Source organism: Dermacoccus sp. SAI-028 (genome assembly GCF_004346775.1).
Classification (GTDB): Bacteria; Actinomycetota; Actinomycetes; order Actinomycetales; family Dermatophilaceae; genus Dermacoccus; species Dermacoccus nishinomiyaensis.
In genome coordinates this window covers 1,171,138-1,197,843 of the sequence record NZ_SMFS01000001.1, presented here as the reverse complement: position 1 = coordinate 1,197,843, position 26,706 = coordinate 1,171,138, and the positions used below count along the sequence as shown (strand labels likewise).

Sequence of the window (26,706 nt, the reverse complement as noted above, 5' to 3'; positions counted from 1 at the left end):
GCCCCGCGCGCGGGGATGATTCCCCCACGCCGCGGCCACTCAGGTCTGCGGCGACGCGGCGTCCGGAACGGTCTCGGCATGACCGTCGGTGCGCAACTGCGCCCGCAGCGCCTCGGCATTCTCGGCGAGGATCTGCTGGTCCTGGCCGCGCGTGACGGCGTGCGGGTCGAACTCGGCCGGGCTCTGCGTCGGCCACACGTGCAGGTGCAGGTGCGGCACCTCGTACCCCTCGACGAGCAGGCCGACGCGCTGCGCCTGCCACGCGCGCTGCTGCGCCTGACCGATGATCTGCGCGACACCCGTGAGATGCGCGAAGATGCTCGGCGGCGCCTGCGTCCATTCGACGATCTCCCCGCGCGGCACGACGACCGTGTGCCCGTCGGTGATGGGGTCGATGACGAGGAACGCCACGCACACCTCGTCCTGCCAGACGAAGTGCGCCGGGATGTCGCCGTCGATGATCTTGCTGAAGATGCTCGCCATGGCCTCCAACCTACGCCCGATCAGCGGGCCTCCGCAGCGTCCATCGCCTTGTAGATCCGCTTCTCGGACACCGGGTGAGCGGTGCCCAGACGCTGCGCGAACTGGCTGACGGCAAGCTCCTCGATCATCCAGCGGATGTCGAGCACGTCGGCGTCCCCACGGCGCTCGGGGCGCAGCCCGGCGACCATGTCGTCGTACTCACGTCGGACGGTCGCGACGAGGTCGGCGCGGTCGGCGTCACGCACGAGATCGGTGACGCCCTTGTCGAGCCGCTCGAGCATTCCCCGCACGTAGCGATCGAGGTGACCGAGGCGCGCCAACCCGGTCTCGGCGACGAAACCGGGATGGATGAGCGCGACGAGGTGAGCGGCGACGTCGTCGTGCAACGCCTTCGCCGCGGGCGCCGTCAATCGTGACAGCCCGAGCTGCACCTCGGCGGCGTGCTCGAGCACGGGCGCGAGCTTCTCGGCCGCCTCGAGCACGAGCGGTGCCACCTGCTGACGGATCGCCGTGAGGGCCGCGTCGAACTGCTCTGCGTCGCGCACTTCGCGCCCGGGCATGCCTTCGATGACGGAGTCGACGGCGGCCGCGAGGACGTCGTCCATGAGGGCGTCCATCGAACCGTGCGGGTTGTTGCCGAGCGCGAGCTTCTGCCGGTTGCTCATGAGGCCGAGGATTCGCTTCCACGGCACCTGCGTGTTGAGCAGCAGCAGACGGCGGGTGCCGAGCCGAGTGGCCTGGCGCGCCTCGGACTCGGTGCCGAGCACCTCGACAGCGACGTCACGGCCGTGGTCGACGACAGCCGGGAAGCCCGTCATCCGCTGGCGGCCGGCCGACTTCGTGAACTGGCGGGGCAGCTCACCGAACGTCCACTGCGTCAGCCCCTGCTGCTCGAGGTCTCCGGCCGCCTTCGCGATCGACTGACGCAGACGCCCGGCGAGTTCGTCCTGCAGCGCCGCGAGATCCTTGCTCTCACGGATCTTGCGGCCCCGCTCATCCTCGACCCTGAACGTGACCTTCAGGTGGTCGGGCAGCTTCCCCGGGTCCCAACTCCCCGCGGGCACACGTACCGAGGTGAGACGAAACAGCGCCTCGCCCAGCTCGTCGGCGAACGGGACCTCACCCGGGCGACCCTGGGCATCCATGAGCGCCAGCGCCCGCCGCGCATGGTCGGGAGCCGGGACGAAGCTGCGTCGGATGTTCTTCGGCAGCGACTTCACGAGGGCCGTCGCGAGTTCCTCACGCATACCGGGCACGAGCCAGTCGAACCCGTGATCCTCGACCTGGTTGAGCACCGGCAGCGGCACGTGCACGGTGATGCCGTCGGCGTCTGCACCCGGCTCGAACTGATACGTCAACTTGAGCCTGAGACTGCCTTGCCGCCACGACTTCGGGTAGGCCGACTCGTCGACGGCGTCCGCGTCGTCGGCGACGAGCAAATCCTCGGTGAAGGTGAGCAGGCTCGGGTTCGTGCGACGCTCGTTCTTCCACCACCGGTCGAAGTGCGCCCCGGAGACGATGTCCGCCGGGATGCGCTCGTCGTAGAAGTCGAACAGGACGTCGTCGTCGACGACGAGGTCACGCCGTCGGGCGCGCGCCTCGAGGTCGGCGAAGCGCGCGCGCAGCGCCGCGTTGTCCTTGAGGAACTGGTGCTGCGCATCCCAGTCACCCTCGACGAGAGCGTGACGGATGAACAGGTCGCGAGAGACCTCCGGATCGATCGCGCCGTAGGCCGCCTTGCGGCCCGCGACGATCGGGATGCCGTACAGCGTGACCCGCTCGGACGCGACGGCCCCCGCGCGCGAGCGCTCCCAGTGCGGTTCGGCATACGAGCGCTTGACGAGGTGGGCGCCCGCCCGTTCGATCCAGGCGGGGTCGACGACCGCGTTGGTGCGCGCCCACATGCGGGTCGTCTCGACCAGCTCGCCCGCCATGACCCAGTCGGGTTGGCGTCGGAACAGCGTCGAGCCGGGCTGGATCGCGAAACGCGCCTGACGGGCGCCGAGGTACTCACGCTTCTCACGATCCCGCAGCCCGACGTGGCTGAGCAGACCCGTGAGCAGCGCCTGGTGGACGGCATCCTCGCTCGCGGCGTTGTCGCTCATGAACAGCTTGGCCTGCTTGCACGCCGCCTTGAGCTGACCGTGCAGATCCTGCCATTCGCGCAGCCGCAGGTAGTGGAGGTACTCGCGCTTGCACAGGCGCCGGAAGGCACTGCTGGACAGTTCGCGCTGCTGCTCGCGCACGTAGTTCCACAGGTTGAGGTAGCTGAGGAAGTCGCTCTTCTCGTGCTTGAACCGGGCGTGCTGTTGATCCGCCTGGGCCTGCGCGTCCGCGGGGCGCTCACGCGGATCCTGGATCGACATCGCCGCGACGATGACGAGTACCTCCCGCAGCGAGCCGTTCTCGGCGGCGGCGACGAGCATGCGTCCGAGCCGCGGGTCGACGGGCAGGCGCGCGAGAGTGCGGCCGGTCGGCGTCAGCTTCTTGCGCGGCCCCTGAGCGGTGGTGTCGAGGGCGTGCAACTCCTCGAGCAGCGCCAGGCCGTCCTTGATCTGGCGGGCGTCGGGCGCGTCGACGAACGGGAAGCGCGCGATGTCGCCGAGGCCCAGGGACGTCATCTGCAGGATGACGCTCGCGAGGTTCGTTCGCAGGATCTCGGGGTCGGTGAACTCCGGGCGGGACGCGAGATCCTCCTCCGAGTACAACCGGATGCAGATGCCGTCGGCGACGCGGCCGCACCGGCCGGCGCGCTGACGGGCGGAGGCCTGCGAGATCGGCTCGATCGGCAGGCGCTGCACCTTCGTGCGCTGGCTGTAGCGCGAGATGCGCGCGGTGCCGGTGTCGATGACGTAGCGGATGCCCGGCACCGTCAGCGACGTCTCCGCGACGTTCGTCGCCAGGACGATGCGTCGCCCGTGGTGCGGCGCGAAGACGCGATGCTGCTCGGCGGCGGACAGGCGCGCATAGAGCGGCACGATCTCGACGTCGTGACGCACGCGCCCCCAGTCAGCGCCCTTGAGCGCGTCCGCGGCGTCGCGGATCTCGCGCTCACCGGAGCAGAAGACGAGGATGTCCTGCGCCGAACCGTCACCGCTGCCTGAGCGCCACAGCTCCTGTGCGGCCTCGACGATGCCCGTCACCTGATCGACGTCCTCGAGCTTGGGGTCCTCCCCCGGCTTGCTCGGCGCGAGCTCGCGCACGAGGGGGCGATACCGCGTCTCGACGGGGTAGGTGCGCCCCGAGACCTCGATGATCGGCGCGGGCCCGTCCGGGCCGGCGAAGTGCTCGGCGAAGCGCTCCGGGTCGATCGTCGCGGACGTGATGATCACCTTGAGATCGGGGCGCCGCGGCAGCAACTGCTTGAGGTAGCCGAGGATGAAGTCGATGTTGAGGCTGCGTTCGTGCGCCTCGTCGATGATGAGCGTGTCGTACTGACGCAGATCCCGATCGCGTTGCATCTGCGACAACAGGATGCCGTCGGTCATGACGCGCACGCGGGTCTTCTTCGACGACTCGTCGACGAAGCGCACCTGATAGCCGACCGTCTCACCGAGCGGCGACTCGAGTTCTTCGGCGAGCCGCTCGGCGACCGAACGCGCCGCGATGCGTCGCGGCTGGGTGTGGCCGATGGCGCCGGCGCGCCCGCGCCCCAGTTCGAGGCAGAACTTCGGCAGCTGCGTCGTCTTGCCCGAACCCGTTTCGCCCGCGACGATGACGACCTGGTGGTCGCGGATCACCTCGAGGATCTCGTCTTTCGCCTCGACGACAGGCAGGTGGCCCGGGTAGCGCAGGACGTACGACGCTGCTTCCGATGTGGGGTCGGGGATGGCCTCGGCGGCCAGGGCCGGTTCGTCCCCTCGGGGTGACGCGTTCGCTCTGCTCCGGCTCGGCCTGCGCCGGCGGGACGATGAGGCGAGCGGCGGCCCGGGCATCGCCGGATCGCCGTTCGAGGAAGGTTGCGAAGGTCTTGGAGTACTCACGATTCGCTCATTTTCTCACGCGCGCCGGTGATGGCCGCGCGCGTTCGGGCAGGGCCCAGCGCCCCCCGCCGTCAGGGCAGGAGCTGGCTGAGCGTGTAGATGAGGAGGCCGATGAGGCCGCCGACGACGGTGCCGTTGATGCGGATGAACTGCAGGTCGCGCCCAACGAACGACTCGATGCGTTCGGAGGCGTCCTGCGCGTCCCAGCGCTCGACCGTCGAGGAGATGAGGGCCGTGATCTCGTGGCCGTATCCCTCGACGCCGGCGGCTGCGACGTCCTCGAGGCGACGTTCGAGGCTCGCGTGGAGCGCGTCATCGGTGCGGATGCGCTGCGCGAGCGCCCGCAGGTGGTGGACCATCCGCGCCCGCAGCTCGCCGTCGGGATCCATGAGAGCGTCACCGAGCATCCGACGCACCGACGACCACACGTTCAGGGCCGCGTCGGCGACGCTGGGGTGGGTGAGGAAGCGCTGCTTGAGGTTCTCCGCCTGCTGCTGGGTCTTCTCGTCGTGCTGCAGGTCGTGCGCGGCGCGAGCGAGGAACGCGTCGATCGCGCGACGCATCGCGTGATCAGGTGTGTCGCGCACCTCCGCGAGCCACTTGACGATCTCGAGGTGGATGCGGTCGACGACGGCGTCGTCGAGCCACTGCGGCGACCACCACGGCGCCTTCGCCCCGACGATGCGCGTCACCGCATCCTTGTTCTCGCTCACCCAGACGTGCATCTCGGTGATGCAGACGTCGACGAACCCGTGGTGCGTGCCGTCCGCGACGACCCCTTCGAGCAGGTGCCCGGCGAGTTCGCCGATGGGCTCGCGCTGCAGACGCGGGATGAGGACGGCGTCGAGGAAGTGGCGCACCTCGTCCTCGTCGAGGCTCTCGAGCGCCTTGTTGAGCTGCGGGGTGATCTGGGCGACGAGCCGCTCGGCCTGACCGGGGCGCTCGACCCAGGCCGCGACGCGTCGCGGGACGTCGACGCCGCGGATGCGCTCACGCACGAGATCGGGGGTGAGGAAGTTGGAGGCGACGAACTCCTCGAGGCTCTTGCCCAGCTGATCCTTGCGCGTCGGGATGATGGCCGTGTGCGGCACCTTGAGACCGAGGGGGTGACGGAACAGCGCGGTCACCGCGAACCAGTCGGCGACGGCACCGACCATCGCAGCCTCGGCCGCCGCGTTGACGTACCCCCACGCCCCGCCATGGCCGTGCGTGAGGATGTAGATGACGGCCGCGAGGACGAGCAGCCCCGTCGCCACGAGGCGCATGCGACGCAGCGCAGCACGGCGCTCGAGATCGGCGGGGGCCAGGTTCATCGTCGTGGACACGCCGCCACGATAGTCGGGCTCTCGCTCGCGCACCGCCTCGACGGCACCGGGTTTCGCTCAGGGCGCACTGCGGACGCCGGTGCGTGGCGGCCGCGGGGTGACGTGCGCGGCGTCTCGGGTGACAGGAGACGCAGGGGGCGTGCGCAGCCGCAGGAGCTCGGCGCCCGTCACCCGCACAGACGCCGCACGTGCGCCGCGAGATCGTCGAGGCCATCGCTCAGCTCACGCCACGACGCGTCGAGGTCGACGTGCCACGAGTGGACGCTCGCCCGCGTCGCCGGCATCCGGATGCGGCTCGCCGGGCGGCGCCGCGCGTGGGCATAGACGACGAGTGCTGCGTCGAGGTCGAGCGAGGCGGCCTGCACCATGACCGGGAAGAACGCGGCCGCGTCGTTCGCGACGGCGGCGGCCGGGTCGCGAGGAGTCCGCGCGGTGTCGCGACCTCCGCCCGTCATGAGGTGCAGCGGGTCACCCGTGCGGCGGGGCACGTCGTCGTCGCCGAGGTGGTAGCGGGTGCCGATGACGAGGCGGGGGCCGCTCGCGTCACGCACGAGGATGTCGGCGGTAGCGCGCAGCGACGCGGCGTCGTCGAGCGCGAGCTCCTCGGCCTGCTCGACGCGATGCGCGGGCCACAACCGGGCCCGCAGCTCGGTGGCGACGAAGCGCAGGAAGACGAGGTCGACGTCGACGAGGAACGCGTTCGCACCGCGCTCGCCCTCGTCGTGACGGATCGAGAAACCGTCGATCGCGAGACGCGCCAGACCCATCGCGTGCTCGTAGTGCGCATTGAGCCGCGTCAACGGGATCTCGAGCGCCAGCTCCCGCGGATCGGCGTCGGCGACCCCGTCGAACCGCGCGAGCAGCTCGACGGCGAGACGCCGCGTCTGCGGGCTGAGGCCGGGGGCGCCGAGCACGCGGACGACGGCCGCGCGCAGCAGGTGGTTCTCGACGACGTCTGACGTGAACTCCTCGAACCGGCACACCGGGGCGCCGACCGTCCACGGTCTGCGGGCGAGCTGGTCGACGAGCAAGCGGCCCCGCAGCGTCGAACTCTCCTCCTCGCGCGTGCGATACCCGTGCAGCAGCCCGCGGCGGGTCGCCGCCTCGACAGCGCGCAGGACGACAAGCGCCGATCCGTCGAGCAGTTCGCCGTCACCCGCGAAATCGCTCGTCTCACTCCCCCACGCGATCGACGCGTCCTGCCCGCCGAGCATGGCGAAGATCGATGCCATCGGCACGCGCGGCACGATCCGCACCTCGAAACCGGGAACGCTGACCGTGCCGACCCACGACGTCGTCTCGACGACGACGGCCTCCGGATCGGCAGTGGCGAGCAACCTCACCCGATCCGAGCCGACCGAGAACAGGGCGCGACGCGCACTGCTCGGCACGCGGACCGGCTCCGAACGCGAGTGCTCCGCCAGGGTGAGGCGAACGCGCTCGTCCGGCGCGAGGGCGCCGACCGCGAGCGCCGTCATGACCCCTCGGGCGCCGCGTCGTTCGTGGCGCGCGCCGCGTCGTCGTCAGCATGCGCAGCCTGGGCGTGCCGTTCGAGCACGGCCTCCCAGGTGAACGTCGCGAGCACGTCCTCGCGCCCGTAGAGCTGATCCTCGATGAACGGGTAGACGCCGTACTTCCAGATGCGGGCGAGCGCGGCGTCGTCGAGGTCGCGCACCATGAAGTGGCTGTGGCCGATCTGCAGGTGCGGGCCGCGCAGGATCTGACGCAGCTCCTCGTTGACCCGATCGACGACGCCCGCCACCCACACGGGGCCGTTCTCGCGCTCCAGCCAGCGCGCCAGCAGCCCCTCCATCGGGCCTTCGTGCGGCATGAACGGCAGGAAGTGGAAGCGGCGTCGCAGCGCAGCGTCGACGAGGGCGATCGATCGGTCGGCCGTGTTCATCGTGCCGATGAAGTACAGGTTCGAGGGCAGCTGGAAGCCCTCGTCGGGCCGGTAGCTCGTCATGACCGACTGCGAGCGATACTCGAGCAGGAACAGCAGCTCACCGAAGACGCGCGGCAGGTTCGCGCGGTTGATCTCGTCGATGACCATGATGTGCGGCGTCGTCGGGTCGGCCTCGGCGGCCTCGGCCATGAGCGCCAACGGCCCCTTGCGCAGTTCGTAGACCATTGCGCCAGCGGCGTCGAGACGCGGGCGGAAGCCCTCGAAGAAGTCCTCGTACGACGTGGACGGGTGGAACTGCACGACGGCGCGCTTCGTCGGGTCGGGCTGCAGGGCCGCCGCGAATCGCTGCGCCATGAACGTCTTGCCCGTCCCGGGCGGACCGTAGAAGATGAGCTGCTTCTTGTCCTGCAGCAACTCGTCGATCTCGCGCAGGAACTCCTCGTCCACGAGCAGATCCGCCGCCGCCTCGGCGACCAGATCTCGTTCGGGGTCGACGCTCGTCTCGCCCTTGCGCAGCAGCCACAGCGCGAACTGCACCTGCCCCCACGGGTCGTTCGGCAGCAACGGTTCGAGCTTGCCGCGCAACCGGTCCGCGGCGATGACCTGCAGCCGACCACGCGACAACTCGCGCCGACGCGGCAGGACGACACCGAGCGCCTGCGCGAGAGCGACCTTGCCGTCACGCCCCGTCATCGCGTACACGGGCAGGTAGCGGTGCGGGTGCGCGATCGCCAGGAGCTTCATCGCGACGGCCTCGTCGAGCGCGACCTCATCGGCGCCCTCGGGGTCGATGACCGCGTCGATGCGGTCGGCGTCATCGCCCTCACCCCACAGCAGGTGCGTGACGGAGCGCGCGAGGTTCTCGAGGCCACGCGCATCGAGCGCGGCGAGGCGCGCGTCGAGGACACTGTGCGTGCCCGTCGACCCGTAGGCGCCACCGGCGATGATGCGCTTGAACGTCGCGAGGTCGAACGCGGCGAGCGCCTCCGCTTCGAGCGAGGCCGCGAAGGTGCGGCGCTGCTCGACGTGCCACTGATCGCGCTCCGCCGGGTACGGACGGTCGGCCAGGAAGGCGCGCAGCGCGATGGCGAGCTCCTCGTCGATGCCCTCGACGGGCGCATCGGAGCCGCGCATCGTGTCGACCAGCGGCAGCACGCGGCGCACGGTGTCCTCGACGTCCGCGGCGAAGCTGCGCCGCCCCACCCCGTCGGGGTGCGGGAACCAGCGGCCGACGAACACCTCGCCACCCTCGTACGACGCCCCCGTCGGCGTCAGGCGGTCCGGCGCGCCGGCCGGGCCGAGATGGATGAACTCCAGACCGGCAGGCAGGTTCTGCTCGAGCCGCGAGCCGAGCTCCTCGTGACGTTCGGCGCCCGCCGCGGAATCCCAGCCCGACATCAGCCCGACGGCGATGCCGGAGCTCGTCATCCACACGCGCAGGGCGGGCGCTCCCCCGCTGCTCGAGGGCAGCAGCCACGTCGAGTGCGAATCGCTGCGGTAGGCCGCGCGCGAGGACGCCTCCGTCCGGGTCTGCAGGCTCGTCTCGGCGAGCTTGACGCCGGTGGCGCGCTCGAGCTGCTCGTGCAGGCTGCGCGCGACCAGCGCGGCATGACCGCGCAACTGCAGCGCCAGGGACGCGGCGCGTGCCTCCGACTCGCCGTCCGGATAGCCGACGCCCTGCTCGAAAGTACGGTGCAGTTGCGTCGACTCGGTCGCCAGCGCAGGCAGCGCCGCGCCGAAGCCGACGAACGACGGCTTCTCGCCCAGCGCCGTGACGACGCGCTGCGCCCGGTAGGCGCCGGCGGGGCTGAACGCACGGCACAGCGTCACGAAGTCGACGTAGCGCTCGGCGTGCGTGAGGTGGCGCCCCATCCACCCCAGGGTCGCGAACGCGTCCGCCCCACCCGGCCACAGCACCGGCCAGTCCCCCTGGCCGGAGGTGGCCCACACGAGCGACAGGAACGTCGGCACGCGCGCGAGATCAGGCCCGCCGGATCCGATGACGTCCTCGAGACGCGCGATCGACGTGCCCGCCTCGTCGAGCGAGGTCGGGGTGACGAGCACCTTCGCCAGCACGTCCTCGAGCTCGCCGAGGCGGTCCTCGCAGTGCGCTACGACGCGCGGCAGCCAGTGCCGCGCGAGCGCGCCGGCCCCGACATATGGGCCCGGCCGCGCGCCCCACTGCGCGAGGGCCTCGGCGAAGCGTTTGATGTCGGGGCGGCGGATCATCGCCTCGACGTCAGCCCTCAGTTCGATGTCGCGGGCGTGCGCGAGCGCGTCGAGCTGCTGCCACGACGCGACGAACGCGGGGTCGGCCTCGACGTGCTCGGCCATGAGGTCGTACGTGCTCCGCCACCGACCCAGATCGGTCTCGCGCTGGCCATCCGCAGCCTCGTCGGACCACGTCATGGGGGCTTGCATCACACCGTCACTCCCGGCACGGCGAACCCTCAGCGAGGGCCGCCGTCACCTGCGTCGAAGGGGGCATTCGGCGACGCGGAGCCTGCGGCTGCGTCGTCGGTTCTGCCGGTCAGTCTAGCCTGCGACTCACCCTTCGGACGGTGTGCGTCCGGTGGCTCGAGAGGACGTCCGAAGGCGCCGGCGCCCACGCGATGGCGCGGGTACGCGCTTCGCGTGGGCGGTTCGTGGGCCGCTGACGCTGCACTCGTACACCGTCGCGGGACGGGTCGCGGCAGGTCGGTGCGGCTCAGCGCACGACGCGCAGCCTGATCGTCTCCGGCATCGCGCGCAGCTGGTCGAGGACGGCGTCGGGCAGCTGGGAGACGACGTCGGTGACGACGTAGCCGGTGTCCGCGGCGGTGTCGAGCATCTGACCCTCGATGTTGACGCCGTGCTCGGCGAGGATGCCGTTCATGCGCGCCAGCGCACCCGGCACGTTCTTGTGGAAATGCACGATGCGGTGCTGACCCGGGCGCTCGGGCAGGTTGAGCGACGGGAGGTTGACGTTGAGCGTCGTCGAACCACGCTGGACGTAGTCGCGCAGCTTCGCGGCGACGAACCGTCCGATGTCCTCCTGCGCCTCCTCCGTCGAGCCGCCGATGTGCGGCGTCAGCACGACGTTGGGGATGCCCTGCAACGGTGAGTCGAACGGATCGCCCTTCTTCTTGGGCTCGGTCGGGAACACGTCGACCGCCGCACCGGCGATGTGACCGGATTCGAGATGCGTCTTGAGCGCGTCGTAGTCGACGACGAAGCCGCGCGAGAGGTTGAGGAACAACGAGCGCGGGCGCATCGCGGCGAACTGCTCGGCGCCGAAGAAACCGGCGTTGCCGGAGCGCCCGTCGACGTGCAGCGTGATGACCTCGGCGATCGACAGCAGCTCCTCGAGCGACGAGCAGCGTGTCGCGTTGCCGAGGGCGAGCTTGTCGTCGGTGTCGTAGAAGTAGACCTGCAGGCCGAGCATCTCCCCGACGACGGACAGCTGCGAGCCGATGTTGCCGTACCCGACGATGCCGAGCTTGCGGCCGCGGATCTCGTGGCTGCCCTTCGCGTCCTTGTGCCACACCCCGTCGTGCAGCGCGCGGTCCTTCTCGCTGAGGCGGCGCGCCATCATGATGATCTCGGCGATGGCAAGTTCGACGACCGAGCGCGTGTTGGAGAACGGTGCGTTGAACACGACGATGCCCCGCCCCGCGGCGTGCGCGAGGTCGATCTGGTTCGTGCCGATGCAGAAGGCCCCGATCGCCTGCAGGTCGGGCGCATTGTCGAGCACGCGCGCGCTCACCTCGGTCTTGGAGCGGATGCCGAGCAGGTCGACGCCCTGCAGCGCCTCGATCAGCTCGTCCTCGTCCATCGCGCCGATGCGCATGTCGACCTCGAAGCCGGCCTCGCGCAGCAGCGCCTCCCCCAGGGGGTGCACGTTCTCGAGCAGCAGTGCCTTCACGGCCGGTTCCTTTCGCTGGCGGTGACGACGACCTGACGCGTCGCTCACATCATGAGACTTCATCGAGGCGATCGCAGGACGATCCATCTCAGCGGGCAAGACGGCAGGCGCCGTCGATGACTCTCGTCACCGGCGACGCCTGCCTTCATGCCTCAGCGAAGCATCAGCTGCAGCCGGAGGTGCTTCCGCAGCCCTCGCACACGTAGCAGCTACCGGCCGGACGCATCTTCGTCCCGCACGTCATGCACATCGGCGCATCCGCGGCGTGACCCTGGAACTTTTCGAGCAGCTCGGTGGAGCTGTGGATCTCGTTGCTCACCTCACGGGCCGAGGCTGCACCCGAGCCCGAGATGACCTCGTCGGCACGCTCCTCCTCCGACGTCGTCGGAGCTGCCGGCGCAGTGGTACCCGCGCGCTCCTGACGGGCCGGGGCGGCCGTCTGCGAGTTCGACTCCGCGTCGAAGCTCTCGTCGTCGCCCTCGCTCGGAGCGTAGGAACCCGTCTCGAGCTGACGCGCACGCTCGGCCGCGGTGTGGATGCCCATGAACGAGCGCGTGTCGAAGTCGAGGTAGTCGAGCGCCAGGCGGCGGAAGACGTAGTCCATGATCGACTGCGCCATGCGCACGTCGGCGTCGTCCGTCATACCGGCCGGCTCGAAGCGCAGGTTCGTGAACTTCTCGACGAACGTCTCGAGTGGCACGCCGTACTGCAGGCCGATGGAGACCGCGATCGAGAACGCGTCCATGACACCGGCGAGCGTCGAACCCTGCTTGCCGAACTTGAGGAACAGCTCGCCGAGGTCACCGTTCTCGTACGTGCCGGCGGTGAGGTAGCCCTCCGCGCCGCCAACGGCGAACGACGTCGTCTGCGACGAGCGACGCTTCGGCAGACGCTTGCGGACCGGACGGTACTCGATGACCTTCTCCGCAGCCGGGGTCTCGGTGCTGGTCGCGGCGGGCTCGGACTTCTTCTCCGCCTTGCCGTCGGACAGCGGCTGGCCGACCTTGCAGTTGTCGCGGTAGACCGCGATGGCCTTGAGGCCGAGCTTCCAGCCCTCGAGGTGCACCTCGGCGATGTCGTCGACGCTCGCGGTCTCGGGCAGGTTGACCGTCTTCGAGATGGCGCCCGACAGGAACGGCTGGCAGGCGGCCATCATGCGCACGTGGCCCATCGGCGAGATGGCGCGCGCACCCATGGCGCAGTCGAAGATCTCGTAGTGCTCGGGCTTGAGACCGGGCGCGTCGATGACGTGGCCCTTCTCGGCGATGTGCTCGACGATCGCCTCGATCTGCTCGTCCTGGTAGCCCAGCTTCCTCAGCGCACGCGGGATCGTCTGGTTGACGATCTGCATCGAACCGCCACCGACGAGCTTCTTGAACTTGACGAGCGAGAAGTCAGGCTCGATACCCGTCGTGTCGCAGTCCATCATGAAGCCGATCGTGCCGGTCGGGGCGAGGACGGAGGCCTGCGCGTTACGGAAGCCGTTCTTCTCGCCGAGCGTGACGACGTCGGCCCAGGCCTTCGTGGCGAGGGAGTGGATGTCGCTCGCCATCGCACCCATGTCCTTGTGCGACGACAGCTCGTCGTTGGCCGCGCGGTGCTTGCGCATGACGCGGTTGTGCGCCTGGCTGTTCTGGGCGTAGCCGGCGTAGGGGCCGACGACGGCCGCCATCTCCGCGGAGCGCTTGTAGGCGGCACCCGTGAGCAGCGAGGTGATCGAGGCCGCCAGGGCGCGGCCACCGTCGGAGTCGTAACCGTGGCCCGTCGCCATGAGCAGTGCACCGAGGTTGGCGTACCCGATGCCGAGCTGGCGGTAGTCGACGGTCGTCTTGCCGATCGACTCGGTCGGGAAGTCGGCGAAGCAGATCGAGATGTCCATCGCCGTGATGACGAGTTCGACGACCTTGGCGAATGTCGCCGCGTCGAACGTGTCGTCTTCCTTGAGGAACTTCAGCAGGTTGAGCGAGGCGAGGTTGCAGCTCGAGTTGTCGAGCGACATGTACTCCGAGCACGGGTTCGACGCCGTGATACGGCCCGTCTCGGGGTTGGTGTGCCACGCGTTGATCGTGTCGTCGTACTGCACGCCCGGGTCGGCGCACTCCCACGCGGCCTTGTTGATCTTGTCGAACAGCTCACGCGCATCGACGGTCTCGATGACCTCACCGGTGTCGCGGGCGCGCAGACCGAAGCTGCCGCCGTCGACGACCGCCTGCATGAACTCGTCGTTCACACGAACCGAGTTGTTGGCGTTCTGGTACTGCACGGAGACGATGTCGCGGCCACCGAGGTCCATGTCGAACCCGGCGTCACGCAGCGCGCGGATCTTGTCCTCCTCGCGCGCCTTCGTCTCGATGAACTCCTCGATGTCGGGGTGGTCGACGTCGAGGACGACCATCTTGGCCGCGCGACGCGTCGCGCCACCGGACTTGATCGTGCCGGCCGAGGCGTCGGCGCCGCGCATGAAGGAGACCGGGCCGGATGCGGTGCCGCCCGAGGAGAGCAGCTCCTTGGAGGAGCGGATGCGGGAGAGGTTGAGACCGGCGCCCGAGCCACCCTTGAAGATGAAGCCCTCCTCCTTGTACCAGTTGAGGATCGAATCCATCGAGTCCTCGACCGACAGGATGAAGCACGCGCTGACCTGCTGCGGGCTCGCGGTACCGACGTTGAACCAGACGGGCGAGTTGAACGAGAACACCTGGTGCAGCAGGGCGTGGGTGAGCTCGTGCTCGAAGATCTCCGCGTCCTCGTCGGTAGCGAAGTAGCCGTTGTCGCGCCCGGCCTTGGAATAGGTCAGCACGACGCGGTCGATGAGCTGCTTGAGGCAGCTTTCACGCGCGTCCGTGCCGACGGCGCCACGGAAGTACTTGGTCGTGACGATGGTGGAGGCGTTGAGCGACCAGAAGTCGGGGAACTCGACACCCGACTGCTCGAAGATCGTCTCGCCCGTCTTCCAGTTCTGCTGGAGGACGTCCCGCTTCTCCCAGGTGACCTCGTCGTACGGGTGCACGCCGGGCGTGGTGAAAATGCGTTCGATCGTGACGCCGCCGGTGCGGCGTCCCGTCTTGGCGCGGGCCTTCGTCGTCTCGGTCATGACCGTGAGCCTCCTGGCAGGTGGGGTGAGCTGGTACGTGAGGGTGATCTGGGGGGCGCGCCCTCGGCAGGCGCGCGGGGTCAGGACGCCGAGGCGGCGTACTGACGCAACTCGCTGACCGCCGTCTCGAAGTCCTCGAGCGATTCGAAGGCCTGGTAGACGGAGGCGAAGCGCAGATAGGCGACGTGGTCGAGTTCGCGCAGGGGCCCGAGGATCTCGATGCCCACGTCATGGGCGTCGATCTCGGCGGAGCCCTTCGAGCGGATGGACTCCTCCACCTGCTGGGCGAGAACGGCCAACTGGTCGTCGGTGACCGGGCGGCCCTGGCACGCCTTGCGAACCCCGGACATCACCTTGTCGCGCGAGAACGGCTCGCTGACCCCGGAACGCTTGACGACCGTGAGACTTGCGGTCTCCATCGTCGAGAACCGCTTGCCGCAGTTCGGGCACTGACGGCGCCGCTTGATGCAGGTGCCGTCCTCGCTCGAGCGCGAATCGACGACGCGGGAGTCGGTGTTGCGGCAGAACGGACAGTGCACGTCAAACCTTCCGACGGGGCTGGGAACACTCGGGACGACGGCGCTCCACCCCGGGATTCCGGCCTCAGAGCGCAGATGCACATCAGCGGAGGAGAATCAACATCTAGGGGGAAGCGGGGGCCAAAGCCCCACATGTAGAGATATTAGGCCCCTGAGACCCGACGCGCAACAGCACCGAGGCCGCGTCTACTCGCCCTGCGCAACCTCGCGACGACCCCCGCCACTCGTGCGCCGCGGAATCCTGCGCCAGCCGGGGGGGAGGCGACTCACGCCCCCTCGAACCCTCGAACCCGACGATGGCGATCGTCACACTTCACGGTGCGGGGATGATCACCTTCTGGCCGGCCTGCACCTGCGACGAGCCGAGGTTGCTCTCGTGCTCGATCGCGACGACCGCCTGGTCGTTGCGCACGCCCGGCATCTCACGCGCCGCGATCTGCGAAAGCGTCTCCCCCGCGCGAACGGTGACCTCGTGCCGCTGCGTACCGTCGACACCGCTCGCCATCGCCCGGCCCGCGAGGATGGCCCCCGCCACGACGACGAGAGCCACGCACACGGCCGTGAAGCGACGACGGGCGAAACGAACGCTCTGAGAGTTCGTGACGACCTGCACCGCGCCACCCGTGGGCACGAGGTGGAGGTGCGAGCGGGATGCCGCAGCGTCGACCCGCGCCACGCGGCGCACGTCGACACCCGAACCCAGCACGGGCTCACGTCGAACTGCAGTACTCGAAGCAACCATCGAAACCACTCCTTCTCTCGGGATACCCCCGAGGCGCCGCCACACCGTCACCGGTGCGGCTTCCTCACGCGACCCGGTCAGCCCGGAGGGACCGATCGAACACGCGTGCGATAGAACAATTGTACGACACCCGAACGTGCTTTCGAACGGCGCGCACGGATTTCTTCGTACACATTTTTGAAAAGTGTGTGCGACACCGCGTACTGTGGGTGATGTCAGATACACAAGCACCGCGCACCGACAACCCCGTCATGGCGGGCATTTCCGCCCCGCCGGAGGGTGCACGTGTCGCCAACGCGACCACCGACGTGCGACGAGGACCAGGAGGGGTCACACCATGGGTGACGTTCATTCGATGCAGGAGCGCACGCCGGGCAAGCTGACGCCACGCCAGCACAAGGTGCTCACCGTGATCCGACGTTCCGTCGACGAGCGCGGCTACCCCCCGAGCCTGCGTGAGATCGGCGAGGCCGTCGGTCTGACGAGCCCGAGTTCGGTGGCCCATCAGCTCGCCGCACTCGAGCGCAAGGGATACCTGCGCCGCGACCCGAACCGCCCGCGCGCCATGGAGGTCGTCTCCCCCGACTCGGGTGCGGCGACCCGCGGCTACCGCGGCAACGCCGTGTCTGCGCTATCCGAGTCGCAGCACGACGAGACGGGCTCGGGCGACGAGCGACCCACGCCGTCATACGTGCCGGTCGTCGGCCGCATCGCGGCCGGTGGCCCGATCCTCGCCGAGCAGGCCGTCGAGGACGTCTTCCCGCTACCGCGTCAGATCGTCGGTGACGGCGAGCTGTTCCTGCTGCGCGTCGTCGGCGACTCGATGATCGATGCGGCCATCTGCGAGGGCGACTGGGTCGTCGTGCGACGCCAGGCCGACGCCGCCAACGGGGAGATCGTCGCGGCACTGCTCGACTCGGAGGCCACGGTCAAGACGCTGCGCCGCAGCGAGGGCAAGACGTGGCTCATGCCCGCGAACGAGGCCTACTCCCCGATCGACGGCGACCACGCGAGCATCATGGGCAAGGTCACGGCCGTCCTGCGCAGCATCTGAGGCGCTGGCCGCGCCGCGCGGATCGGTCCAGCGTGTGGTTGCAACTCGACTCTCAGCCCCTTCTGCGCCCCGACGTTCGACGCCGAGACGTCAGGACGTCGCGAGGTCGAGCCCCAGCGCGTCGCACACGGCGGTGAGGGTCGGGCCGAGGGGTTCGCGCACGACGAGGTCGACCCGCTCCTCGCCACGCATCGCGCCGAGCCCGACGAGGGCGACCGGCTTCTGCTGCTTGAGGGCGGCGAGCACGAACCGGTAACCCGACATCACCTTGAGCGAACTGCCGAGCACGAGCACGCCCCGGCAGCGTTCCACTGCCCGCATCTGCGCCTCCACGACCTCAGGAGCGACGGACTCACCGAACATGACGACGTCCGGCTTCACCGTCGTGGCCGTGCAGCGCAGGCACGCCGGCACGATGACACCGCGCTCCAGCTCGACCGCGACGTCCGCGTCGCCGTCGGCGAGCAGGCGCGCCTGCGTCGGCAGCTGGGGGTTGAGTTCGCGCAGGCGTACCTGGAAGCCACGGCGCCCTTCCCGCGTCCCGCACGCGACGCAGACGACGTGCTCGAGCGACCCATGCAGCTCGGTGACGTCGCGGGCACCGGCACGCGCATGAAGGCCGTCGACGTTCTGCGTCACGAGGTGATCGACGAGGCCGCCACCCTGCAGTCGCGCCAGCGCGACGTGCCCGACGTTCGGTTCCGCCGCGTCGAAGATCTCCCAGCCGACGGCACTGCGCGCCCAGTACCGTTGACGCGCCTCGTGGGTGGCGAGGAACTGTTGGTATGTCATGGGAACCGTGCGGCGCGTGCCGTCGGGGCGCCGGTAGTCGGGGATGCCGGATTCGGTCGAGATGCCGGCGCCGGTGAGGACGAAGAGCCCTCCCGCGCGCACGAAATCGGTCAGTTCCGCGACGCCGCTCATCATCCTGCCCCTCCCATAGGTCTGCGTTCGATTGTCTCAACAATGGATAAGAGCACGTTATTCTTGGTGCATGATCGATGCAGCCGGGCTCCGCGTCATGAAGGCGATCAGCGACGAGGGCAGCTTCACCGCCGCCGCTGCCGCTCTCGGCTATTCTCAGCCGGCCGTGTCGCAGATGGTGCGCCGTCTCGAGGAGAAGACCGGGACGGCTCTAGTGGAGCGCCTCGGCCGCTCGGTGCGGCTGACGGAGGCCGGGCAGGTGCTGGCGCGCACGGCGACGCCCGTCCTCAGTGCCCTCGAGGCCGCCGAGAGTGAGGTCGCCGCCATCGCTGGGTTGCGCGCCGGGCGGGTGCGCCTCATGGCGTTCCCGTCGGCATCGTCAACGCTCGTCCCGCGCGCCCTCGCACTCGTCAAGGAGCGGTTCCCAGACGTCAAGGTCAGCTTCGCCGAGGCCGAACCCCCGGAATCCCTGGCGAGCCTGCGTGCCGGCGATTGCGACGTCGCCGTGGCGTTCACGTACGACGACGCGGACCCGCTCCCCGCAGGCGAGGACCTGGACCCGTTCCTCACCCGCGGGCTCCTGCACGACGACGTGCGTCTCGCCGTCCCGCGCGATCACCCCCTCGCCGCAGCCGAGAGCGTCCGCATGGAGGAGCTCAGCGACGCCTCGTGGATCGCGGGGTGCCCCCGATGCCGTGGCCACCTCGTCAGCCTCGCCCAGGGCGCCGGTTACGCGCCCGACGTCGCGTTCGAGACGGAGGACTATGTCACCGTTCTCGGCCTCGTCGCGGAGGGCCTCGGCGTCGCGCTCATTCCCGAGCTGATCCTGCGCTCCACGTCGCATCCGGACGTCGTGACGTTGCCGCTGCTGCCGTCGAGCCGGCGCTGCGTGTTCGCCGTGACGACACCCGACCTGCAGCGGGTCCCCGCCGTCACCGCCACCCTCGAAGCCCTCGCCGACGCGGCAGCACGGGTGCCGAGCGCGCAGCACGCTCATCGCTGAGCCTGCAGGCTGATCGAGCCACCCGTCGCGAGGGCGTCCACGTCACCCTGCGTGTCGGTACGCCACACCCGCGCGTCGTGCCGGGCCAGCAGTTCGAGCGTCTTCTTCGTCGGGTGACCGTAGTCGTTGCCGGCGCCCACCCCGATCACGGCCTGACGCGCGGCCGCCGCCTCGTAGAGGCGCTCGTTCTGGTTGGAGCTACCGTGGTGCGCCACCTTGACGAGGTCGAACGCGCGTCGCCGGGCGCTCTGACGCACCTGTTCGATCACCGCGGCCTGCGCCTCACGTTCGCAATCGCCCAGCATGAGCGCGTGATACGCGGGCGCCGATACGTCGAGCACGAGTGAGGCGTTGTTCTGCACCGACCCCTCCGTCATGACGCGGCGCGGCCACAGCACCTCGATCGTCACCTCGCCGATGACGAGGCGTTGTCCCGGTGCGAGCGCCCCGAGCGAAGCCCGAGGCTGTTCGAGCGCTGCTTGCACCGAACCCAACGCGCCCTGCTCGCCGCGCGATCGTGACGACGCCGCTGTACCGCGGCCTTTGAGTCCCTCGCTCTCCTGAGCGCCCTCCATGACCCACGTTCCGAGGACCGCCACCGGAGCGTCGGAAGCACGCAAGACCTCAGCCAGTCCGCCCACGTGGTCGGCGTGGAAGTGGGTGAGGATGACGGCGTCGAGCGTCGTGATGCCGTGGCGCTCGAGGCATTGCGCGGGATGGCCGTCGGCAGGCCCCACGTCGATCATGACGGCGCGCGTCGCCCCGGTGCGCACGAGCGCGGCATCCCCCTGACCCACCGCGCACTGCGCATAGACCCACGCGGGCGGTGCGGCCGACTCCCCCGGCAACGGCGCGAGCACAGCCGCCAGGAGCGCCCCCGCGACCCCGAGCGCGACGAGACCGAAGCGACCGGTGAAGACGATGGCCCGCCACGCGCACAGGAGCACGGCCACGACGACAATGGCGAGCACGACTCCGGCCAGCCCCGGGAGCCAGGGCACCGAGCCGCCGGGGACGGCGTCAGCGAGGCGGGCCACTGCGCAGATCACCCAGGTGGGCAGCCCCGGCAACCACACGAGCCACCCTGCGAGCGTCGGAGCGATGACGGCGACGGTCGACACGATCATGCCACCGAGCGTCGCCGGCGCGACGAATGGCTCGGCCGCGACGTTCGCGGGGATCGAGACCCACGACACCGACGAATTGAGGGCGACGAGCACCGGCAGGCACAGCGCCTGCGCGGCGAGCGGGACGCAGGTGATCTCGACCATCCCGTCGACGAACCGGCCGCGCCGCGAACCGAGCTTCGTGAGCAGGGCCTGCGACCAGCGTCGCGCGAACAGAACGAGCCCGAGCGTCGCCAGCGCCGACAAGGCGAAGCCGACGCTGACGGCAAGCCACGGATCCCACACCAACAATCCGACGATGGCTGCCGCGAGCGCCGGGCAGGCGGCGCGTTCGCGTCCCCACGACGTGCCGAGCACTCCCACGGCACCCATCGCGGCCGCGCGCACCACGCTCGGTTCGGGTCGGCACAGGACGACGTACGCGGCGAGCGCGACGAGAGCCAGGGCCACCCGCACCCGACGTGACGTGCGCGACCACCCCAACAACCACATCGTCGCGACGAGGACGACCGTCACGTTCGAACCGCTCACGGCGTTGAGGTGCGACATGCCGGTGGCGTTCATCGCGTCCGTCAGGTCGTCCGGTAGATGGGCCGTGTCGCCCACGACGAGCGCGGGCAACAGGCCGGCGGGGTCGTCCGGCAACTGCGACGAGGCGCCGACGAGCCCGGCCCGAACAGGTTCGAGTGTCGTCACCACCCAGGGCGGAGCGCCGACGACGTCCGGGGCACCGTTGACCTGCACGACGGCGCGCGCCGCCCCGAGACGCTGCGATGGGGCCAGACGCCCGCGCGCCCGCAGGTGGGACTGCCAGGTGAGGTTCGTCCACCGACGATCGCCGACGAGGATGACGGGCGTCGCGACCTCCTGCGTGCGTCCGCGCGCCGTGATGCGGTCGATCTGGGCCGGGACGACGAAGCGCTCGTCGCCTCCGGCGCCGACGACCCGGTGCGGCTGGCCCGTCACTCTCGCCTCGAGTGTCGCGACGGCGCGGTCACGGGCCAGCGTCGTCACCGGCCCGGCTTCCTCGTGCGCCAACGTCACCTGCGCCGCAGCGAGGACGATCGTCGTCAGCGCGATGACCAGCAGCGCCCAGAGCGCCCACCCCGACCCGTGGGATGACGCCGGATTCTCGTCATCCTCGCCCTCGTGCCGGGCTCGGGCTGACTGGTCCGCCCGTAGACCAGGCAAGCGCGTCCCGAACGCGAGGGCCCCGGCGACGATCGTCACGAGGGCGAGGACGACGACCACGATCGCGGGGTCGGGGCGAGCCGAGAGCAGGGTGGCGAGGGCCGCCCAGGCGACGCACGCGGCCGACAACAACCGCATGTCGTGGCCGCCGAGACTCACACGGTGACCTTGCTGCGCAGGCGATCGAGCATCTTGTCGCCGATACCGGAGACCTCACCGAGTTCGTCGACGCTCGAGAACCGACCGTTCTTCTCACGCCACTCGACGATGCGCTGCGCGAGAACCGGCCCGACCCCGGGCAACGCGTCGAGCGATGTCGCGTCCGCGGTGTTGACGTTGACGACGCCCCCGGCCGCGGCCCCGCCACCGGGCGCTCCCGGAGCAGTCGGGCCCGCCACGGCCGCCGGAGCGCCCGGTGCGGTGGCCCCTGCAGCCGGCGCCACGGGCACCGGCGGGGGGACGCTCTCGCCCGGGCGGGGGACGTGGACCTGCTCCCCATCGGCGAGCGGCCGAGCCAGGTTGATCGCCGTCGCGTCGGCACCCGACATCCCGCCGGCCGCCGTCACGGCATCCGCGACGCGGCTTCCGGCCGGCACCTGGACGACGCCCGGGCGCCGCACCGCCCCGACGACGTGAATGCTGAGAGGCGCGCCGCTCGTCGCGCCGGCGACCGAAGCCATGGCAGTGCTGTGAGACGGCGTCGACGCAGCACCCCTACTCCCCGTCGTCGCCACGCTGGCGCTCCCGGCGATACGCGGCGATGACGACGCGATGAGCGCCTTCGGTGCCGCACCGTCATCTCCGGAACTGAGCAGCAGACGCAGCCCCAGCACGGCGACGGCGAGCACCGCGCACACGCCGATGAGCAGGGCAGCCGGACGCGAGGGACGCCATCGGGCGTCCTCGAGGCCGTCCGGTGCTCGGACGAGTCGGCGGGCGGTGCGTTCCGGTTCGGGCACCCACGTCGGTTCGTGGCGGGCGCGTTCGATCTCGGCGAGCACCTCGTCGAGCCGGTCGTCGGTCTCGGGCAGCGTTCTGCGGGTCATGCCTCGACGGTAAGAAGCCCCATCCCTCCACGCTCGCTGACGCGAGCCGAAGGTGTGGAAACGCGTGCAGGCGCGTGCCGGATGGGCCCGTGGCCGTCACAGCTGTGGAAGAGGCGCGGCCGATGCGGCTCGCAGCAGCCGTCGTCAGCCCGGCGGTTCCGGCATCACCGCGACGACGGCGCCGAGTGCTCCGGCTCCCACGTGCGCGGTGACGACGGCTCCTAGGCGCGCCTGCACCGGCGCCATCGCCCACCGCACGGCTGACGACGACGCGGCGTCGGCCTCCGCTCCAGCGCCGGCACCGTCGCCCCGTGTTCCGTCCGGCGAGGGCGCTCCGAGCGCAGCCACGTCGCCAACCTGGTCGGCCGCATCGGGGCCCGCCGCGCCTGCGGCACCGCCCGCTCGCGGACCCTCAGCCCGGCCGCCCGGCCCGGCCGGCCCGGCCGGCCCCGTCGCATCGTCACCGGAACCCCCAGACGAACCGGTCGAGCTCGCTTCAGCGGAACGCGCTTCACCGTCCCGCCCCGCCCCAGGGGACGCGCCACCGCCCAACCGGTCGACGAGCACCTGCGCCAACTCGGAGTGCTGCAGCGAGTGCACGGCGCAGACGCGTTTGCCCTCGCCGAGGTTCTCGGCCTGAGCCAGAGCCCACGTCCCGAGCCGCTCGACGGCCTTGCCCCGCGATCGCACGCGCGTGAGCGGCGCGATGACGCCGTCGTCGACCTGCAGCAGCGGTTTGATCGACAACGCCGAGCCGAACAGAGCCCCGGCTCGCCCGATCCGCCCGCCGCGGCGCAGCGGTTCCAACGAGTCGACGTAGAACGCCGTGCGCGACGACGCGCACGTGGCGCGCGCCGCCTCGGCCACGGCGTCGACGTCATACCCGGCCTGCGACCAGCGCAGCGCCGCGAGCACGCCGAAACCGAGCGCCATGCCCAGCGTGCGCGAGTCGACAACCTCGACGTCCAACCCCGCCTCGAGCGACGCCAGCCGCGCCGAGCTCACCGTCGACGACAACGCCTGCGATGCGTGCAGCGACACGATGCTCGTGCATCCGGCGTCCGCGAGCGCCCGGTAGGCCTCGACGAACGCCGCCGGTGACGGGCGCGACGTCGTCACCGCTATCCCCTCGGCCTGTGCGGAGGCGACCGCGTCAGCCCCCAACTCGTCCTCGGGGCGCGTGACGTCGCCGATCGTGACGTTGAGCGGCGCGACCCTCAGCAGGCTCGCCGCGTCAGGCGCGCAGCCTGCGACCAACTCGGCGGGGAGGCAGGCGGTCGAGTCGGTGACGACACCGACCCGACCGGCCCTGCCACCGGCTCGAGCCATCAGCCCGCGACGATGTTGACGAGCTTCGGCGCGCGCACGATGACCTTGCGCACCTGCTTGCCCTCGAGGAAGTTCTGCACCTTCTCGCTGGCGAGCGCCGCGGCCTCGAGGTCGGCCTCGCTGATGTCGGCGGCGACGTCGAGACGGTCACGCACCTTGCCCGCGACCTGGACGACGGCGACGACGGTGCCCTGCACGAGGTGCGCCGGGTCGGCTGTCGGGAACGGCTCGAACGCGAGGCTCTGCTCGTGTCCGAGGCGGCGCCACAGCTCCTCGCCGAGGTGCGGGGCGAGCGGCGCCGTCATGAGGACGATGGCCTCCGCGGCCTCGCGCGGCACGGCGTCGAGCTTCGTCAGCGCGTTGTTGAGTTCGATCAGCTTCGCGACGGCCGTGTTGAAGCGCAGGTTCTCGTAGTCGCCGGTGACGCCGTCGATCGTGCGGTGCACGAGGCGTGTCGTGGCCTCGTCCATCCCCTCCTCGTCGACCCGCAGCTCACCGGTGTTCTCGTCGACGACGTTGCGCCACAGGCGCTGCAGGAAGCGCTGTGATCCGACGACGGCGCGCGTCTCCCACGGTCGCGAGGCGTCGAGCGGACCCATCGACATCTCGTAGACGCGGAACGTGTCGGCACCGTAGGTGTCGCACATCTCATCGGGCGTCACGACGTTCTTGAGCGACTTGCCCATCTTCCCGTACTCGCGGGTGACTCGCTGGCCCTGCCACTCGTAGATCGTCTCGTCGCCCTCGACGCGCTCGCGCACCTCCGCGGCCGGCACGGGTTGGCCGCGCCCGTCGCGGAAGGCGTACGCCTGGACCATGCCCTGGTTGAACAGCTTGCGGAACGGCTCCTCACTCGAGATGAGGCCGAGGTCGAACAGCACCTTGTGCCAGAAGCGCGCGTACAGCAGGTGCAGGACGGCGTGCTCCGCGCCACCGACGTACAGGTCGACGCCGCCCGGGTCGTTCGCGACACCCTTGCCGAAGCCGCGGCCCTTGCCGAGCCAGTACTCCTCGCACCCCGCGTCGACGAAGCGCTCGGTGTTCGCGGGGTCGGCATAGCGCAGCTCGTACCAGCACGAACCGGCCCAGTTGGGCATCGTGTTCGTCTCACGCGTGTACCTCTTGACACCGTCGCCGAGGTCGAGTTCGACGCTGACCCACTCGTCGGCGCGCGACAGCGGCGACTCGGGCATCGACTCGGCGTCCTCCGGGTCGTACGTCTTCGGCGAGTAGTCGGCTACCTCGGGCAGTTCGACGGGCAGCATCGACTCCGGCAGCGCGTGCGCCGTCCCGTCCTCGTCGTAGACGATCGGGAACGGCTCGCCCCAGTAGCGCTGACGCGAGAACAGCCAGTCGCGCAGGCGGTACGTGGTCGTGCCCGTGCCACGCTCGTTGGCCTCGAGCCACTCGATGACCTTCCTCTTCGCCGTCTCGATGTCGAGCCCGTCGAGCGACAGCCCGGCCGTCGACGAGTTGATCGCGGCGCCCTGGCCCGTGTACGGCTGATCCTCCGGGTGGCCCTCGCTCGGCTGGACGGTGCGCACGATGTCGAGGCCGTAGGCCTGCGCGAACTCCCAGTCACGCTCGTCCTGCGCGGGCACGGCCATGATCGCGCCCGTGCCGTAGCCCATGAGGACGTAGTCGGCGACGAACACGGGCACCGCCCGACCCGTCACGGGATTCGTCGCGAAGGCACCGGTGAACACACCCGACTTGCCCTTCTCCCCCGCCTGACGCTCGACGTCGCTCTTGCGCGAGGCCTCACGGCGGTAGGCGGCGACGGCGTCGCGCGGCGTCCCGGCACCCGCCGTCCACGACTCATTCGTCCCGGCTGGCCAGGCTTCCGGGACGATCGTCTCGAGCAGCGGGTGCTCCGGCGCGAGCACCATGAACGTCGCGCCGAAGATCGTGTCGGGACGCGTCGTGAAGACCTCGATCTGTTCGCCCGAACCGGCCTGGGTCGCGACGTCGAAACGCACCGACGCGCCGTTGCTGCGCCCGATCCAGTTGCGCTGCTGCAGCTTGATCGACTCGGGCCAGTCGAGGCGCTCGAGATCGTCGACGAGACGGTCGGCGTAGTCGGTGATGCGCATCATCCACTGCGGCAGGTTGCGCTTGAACACCGGGAAGTTGCCGCGCTCGGTGCGGCCGTCCGCCGTCACCTCCTCGTTCGCGACGACGGTGCCGAGGCCCGGCGACCAGTTGACGGGGGCGTCCGACTTGTACGCCAGGCGGCGCGCGTTGATCGCCTCAGCGCGCCCAGCGGCGTCGAGGTCGCCCCACGCCTCGCCCGACGGCGTCGCGACGCGGCCGCTCTCGTACGCCTCGACGAGGGTGTCGATCGGGCGGGCCTTGCTCTCGTCCGGGTCGTACCAGGCGTCGAAGATCTGCAGGAAGATCCACTGCGTCCACTTGTAGTACGACGGGTCGATCGTCGCGAACGTGCGGCGCGCGTCGTGCGACAGCCCGAGCTGGCGCAGCTGACGACGCATGTTGACCATGTTGTCCTCGGTCGTCTTGCGCGGGTGCTGGCCCGTCTGAACGGCGTACTGCTCGGCAGGCAGCCCGAACGCGTCGTAGCCGAGGGTGTAGAGGACGTTCTTGCCCTGGGTGCGCTGATAGCGCGCGTAGACGTCCGTCGCGATGTAGCCGAGCGGGTGACCGACGTGCAGCCCCGCACCCGAGGGGTAGGGGAACATGTCCTGGATCATGACCTTGTCACGCCCGGCGACGCCCTGCTCGTCCGCCCACGGTCCGCTCGGGTTGGGGGCCTCGAAGGTGCCTGCCTCCTCCCACGCGTCCTGCCAGCGGCGCTCGATCTGCCCCGCCAGTTCCGCGGTGTAGCGCTGGCTGTGTTCGGTCTCGCTCAAGGGATCGTCCTCACATCGCGTCGGTGCGGGCAGGCCCCGCGAAAGTTCCGGCTCATTATGTCAGGGCGGCCGGGGGCACGTCGTCGGCGTTTTCCCGCGCTGGCCGGTTCGGGCAGCGCGTCGCCTCGTCCTCGGCCCGCCCGGGCCCTGGCATGACGAAGGCCGCCACCTCGGGAGGTGACGGCCCAC

16 protein-coding genes are annotated in these 26,706 nt (G+C 70.2%); 2 read left to right on the top strand and 14 right to left on the bottom strand.

Annotated elements, in window-relative coordinates; genetic code table 11:
* Nucleotides 1–39 precede the first annotated feature (39 nt).
* From EDC82_RS05510 to EDC82_RS05470, 9 genes are all read right to left on the bottom strand, one after another.
* On the bottom strand, nucleotides 40–483 hold the full coding sequence (locus tag EDC82_RS05510) for an HIT family protein (protein WP_006946632.1): 444 nt from the start codon (nucleotides 481–483) through the stop codon (nucleotides 40–42).
* A 20-nt stretch (nucleotides 484–503) separates the two neighbouring features.
* Nucleotides 504–4,418, bottom strand: a complete 3,915-nt coding sequence (hrpA, locus tag EDC82_RS05505; RefSeq protein WP_231729605.1) for an ATP-dependent RNA helicase HrpA — start codon at nucleotides 4,416–4,418, stop codon at nucleotides 504–506.
* Between the two features lie 119 nt (nucleotides 4,419–4,537).
* Nucleotides 4,538–5,791 carry a DUF445 domain-containing protein gene (locus EDC82_RS05500; protein ID WP_082740963.1) on the bottom strand — a complete coding sequence of 418 codons (1,254 nt, stop codon included), beginning with the start codon at nucleotides 5,789–5,791 and terminating at the stop codon, nucleotides 4,538–4,540.
* Between the two features lie 167 nt (nucleotides 5,792–5,958).
* The gene (locus EDC82_RS05495) at nucleotides 5,959–7,269 is read right to left on the bottom strand and encodes an McrC family protein (RefSeq protein ID WP_062258701.1); all 1,311 of its coding nucleotides are present in this window, start codon (nucleotides 7,267–7,269) and stop codon (nucleotides 5,959–5,961) included.
* A complete protein-coding gene (locus EDC82_RS05490) occupies nucleotides 7,266–10,106 on the bottom strand; it encodes an AAA family ATPase (RefSeq protein WP_062258699.1) in 2,841 nt (946 codons plus the stop codon). Before EDC82_RS05490 ends, EDC82_RS05495 begins: the two co-directional genes overlap by 4 nt.
* 298 nt (nucleotides 10,107–10,404) lie before the next feature.
* Nucleotides 10,405–11,601 carry a phosphoglycerate dehydrogenase gene (serA, locus tag EDC82_RS05485; RefSeq protein WP_040014956.1) on the bottom strand — a complete coding sequence of 399 codons (1,197 nt, stop codon included), beginning with the start codon at nucleotides 11,599–11,601 and terminating at the stop codon, nucleotides 10,405–10,407.
* 163 nt (nucleotides 11,602–11,764) lie between these two features.
* Entirely contained in the window at nucleotides 11,765–14,692 is a 2,928-nt protein-coding gene (locus EDC82_RS05480) for a vitamin B12-dependent ribonucleotide reductase (protein ID WP_131940812.1), read from the bottom strand.
* Between the two features lie 80 nt (nucleotides 14,693–14,772).
* Complete coding sequence (gene nrdR, locus EDC82_RS05475; protein ID WP_062258695.1) at nucleotides 14,773–15,231, bottom strand: transcriptional regulator NrdR; 459 nt, start codon at nucleotides 15,229–15,231, stop codon at nucleotides 14,773–14,775.
* Nucleotides 15,232–15,544: 313 nt separating this feature from the next.
* Nucleotides 15,545–15,973, bottom strand: coding sequence for a LysM peptidoglycan-binding domain-containing protein (locus EDC82_RS05470; protein WP_131940810.1), 429 nt, complete (start codon nucleotides 15,971–15,973; stop codon nucleotides 15,545–15,547).
* Nucleotides 15,974–16,310: 337 nt separating this feature from the next.
* On the opposite strand from EDC82_RS05470, the gene lexA reads away from it, so the two are divergent.
* Nucleotides 16,311–17,027 carry a transcriptional repressor LexA gene (lexA, locus tag EDC82_RS05465; protein ID WP_006946650.1) on the top strand — a complete coding sequence of 239 codons (717 nt, stop codon included), beginning with the start codon at nucleotides 16,311–16,313 and terminating at the stop codon, nucleotides 17,025–17,027.
* Between the two features lie 90 nt (nucleotides 17,028–17,117).
* Here the strand turns inward: lexA and EDC82_RS05460 are convergent, their stop codons facing one another.
* Nucleotides 17,118–17,951, bottom strand: a complete 834-nt coding sequence (locus EDC82_RS05460; protein WP_197418913.1) for a Sir2 family NAD-dependent protein deacetylase — start codon at nucleotides 17,949–17,951, stop codon at nucleotides 17,118–17,120.
* A 70-nt stretch (nucleotides 17,952–18,021) separates the two neighbouring features.
* On the opposite strand from EDC82_RS05460, the gene EDC82_RS05455 reads away from it, so the two are divergent.
* Complete coding sequence (locus tag EDC82_RS05455) at nucleotides 18,022–18,954, top strand: LysR family transcriptional regulator (protein ID WP_062258691.1); 933 nt, start codon at nucleotides 18,022–18,024, stop codon at nucleotides 18,952–18,954.
* Here the strand turns inward: EDC82_RS05455 and EDC82_RS05450 are convergent.
* The 4 genes from EDC82_RS05450 to leuS all read right to left on the bottom strand — a co-directional run bounded on the left by EDC82_RS05450 (nucleotide 18,945) and on the right by leuS (nucleotide 26,517).
* Entirely contained in the window at nucleotides 18,945–21,431 is a 2,487-nt protein-coding gene (locus tag EDC82_RS05450) for a ComEC/Rec2 family competence protein (RefSeq protein ID WP_115296362.1), read from the bottom strand. The two genes, EDC82_RS05455 and EDC82_RS05450, sit on opposite strands and share 10 nt — an antisense overlap.
* Nucleotides 21,428–22,318 (bottom strand): ComEA family DNA-binding protein, encoded by an 891-nt coding sequence (locus EDC82_RS05445; protein WP_082740959.1) that lies wholly within the window; start codon nucleotides 22,316–22,318, stop codon nucleotides 21,428–21,430. Before EDC82_RS05445 ends, EDC82_RS05450 begins: the two co-directional genes overlap by 4 nt.
* Before the next feature lie 144 nt (nucleotides 22,319–22,462).
* Nucleotides 22,463–23,647 carry a DegV family protein gene (locus tag EDC82_RS05440; RefSeq protein WP_062258686.1) on the bottom strand — a complete coding sequence of 395 codons (1,185 nt, stop codon included), beginning with the start codon at nucleotides 23,645–23,647 and terminating at the stop codon, nucleotides 22,463–22,465.
* Complete coding sequence (gene leuS, locus EDC82_RS05435) at nucleotides 23,647–26,517, bottom strand: leucine--tRNA ligase (protein ID WP_062258681.1); 2,871 nt, start codon at nucleotides 26,515–26,517, stop codon at nucleotides 23,647–23,649. Before leuS ends, EDC82_RS05440 begins: the two co-directional genes overlap by 1 nt.
* Nucleotides 26,518–26,706: the final 189 nt, after the last annotated feature.

What these genes read in the sequence shown, in the direction of transcription:
- EDC82_RS05510 (WP_006946632.1), bottom strand. Translation starts at nt 483, where the DNA reads ATGGCGAGCATCTTCAGCAAGATCATCGACGGCGACATCCCGGCGCAC.
- hrpA (WP_231729605.1), bottom strand. Translation starts at nt 4,418, where the DNA reads ATGCCCGGGCCGCCGCTCGCCTCATCGTCCCGCCGGCGCAGGCCGAGC.
- EDC82_RS05495 (WP_062258701.1), bottom strand. Translation starts at nt 7,269, where the DNA reads ATGACGGCGCTCGCGGTCGGCGCCCTCGCGCCGGACGAGCGCGTTCGC.
- EDC82_RS05490 (WP_062258699.1), bottom strand. Translation starts at nt 10,106, where the DNA reads ATGACGTGGTCCGACGAGGCTGCGGATGGCCAGCGCGAGACCGATCTG.
- EDC82_RS05480 (WP_131940812.1), bottom strand. Translation starts at nt 14,692, where the DNA reads ATGACCGAGACGACGAAGGCCCGCGCCAAGACGGGACGCCGCACCGGC.
- EDC82_RS05470 (WP_131940810.1), bottom strand. Translation starts at nt 15,973, where the DNA reads ATGGTTGCTTCGAGTACTGCAGTTCGACGTGAGCCCGTGCTGGGTTCG.
- lexA (WP_006946650.1), top strand. Translation starts at nt 16,311, where the DNA reads ATGGGTGACGTTCATTCGATGCAGGAGCGCACGCCGGGCAAGCTGACG.
- EDC82_RS05460 (WP_197418913.1), bottom strand. Translation starts at nt 17,951, where the DNA reads ATGAGCGGCGTCGCGGAACTGACCGATTTCGTGCGCGCGGGAGGGCTC.
- EDC82_RS05455 (WP_062258691.1), top strand. Translation starts at nt 18,022, where the DNA reads ATGATCGATGCAGCCGGGCTCCGCGTCATGAAGGCGATCAGCGACGAG.
- EDC82_RS05445 (WP_082740959.1), bottom strand. Translation starts at nt 22,318, where the DNA reads ATGACCCGCAGAACGCTGCCCGAGACCGACGACCGGCTCGACGAGGTG.
- EDC82_RS05440 (WP_062258686.1), bottom strand. Translation starts at nt 23,647, where the DNA reads ATGGCTCGAGCCGGTGGCAGGGCCGGTCGGGTCGGTGTCGTCACCGAC.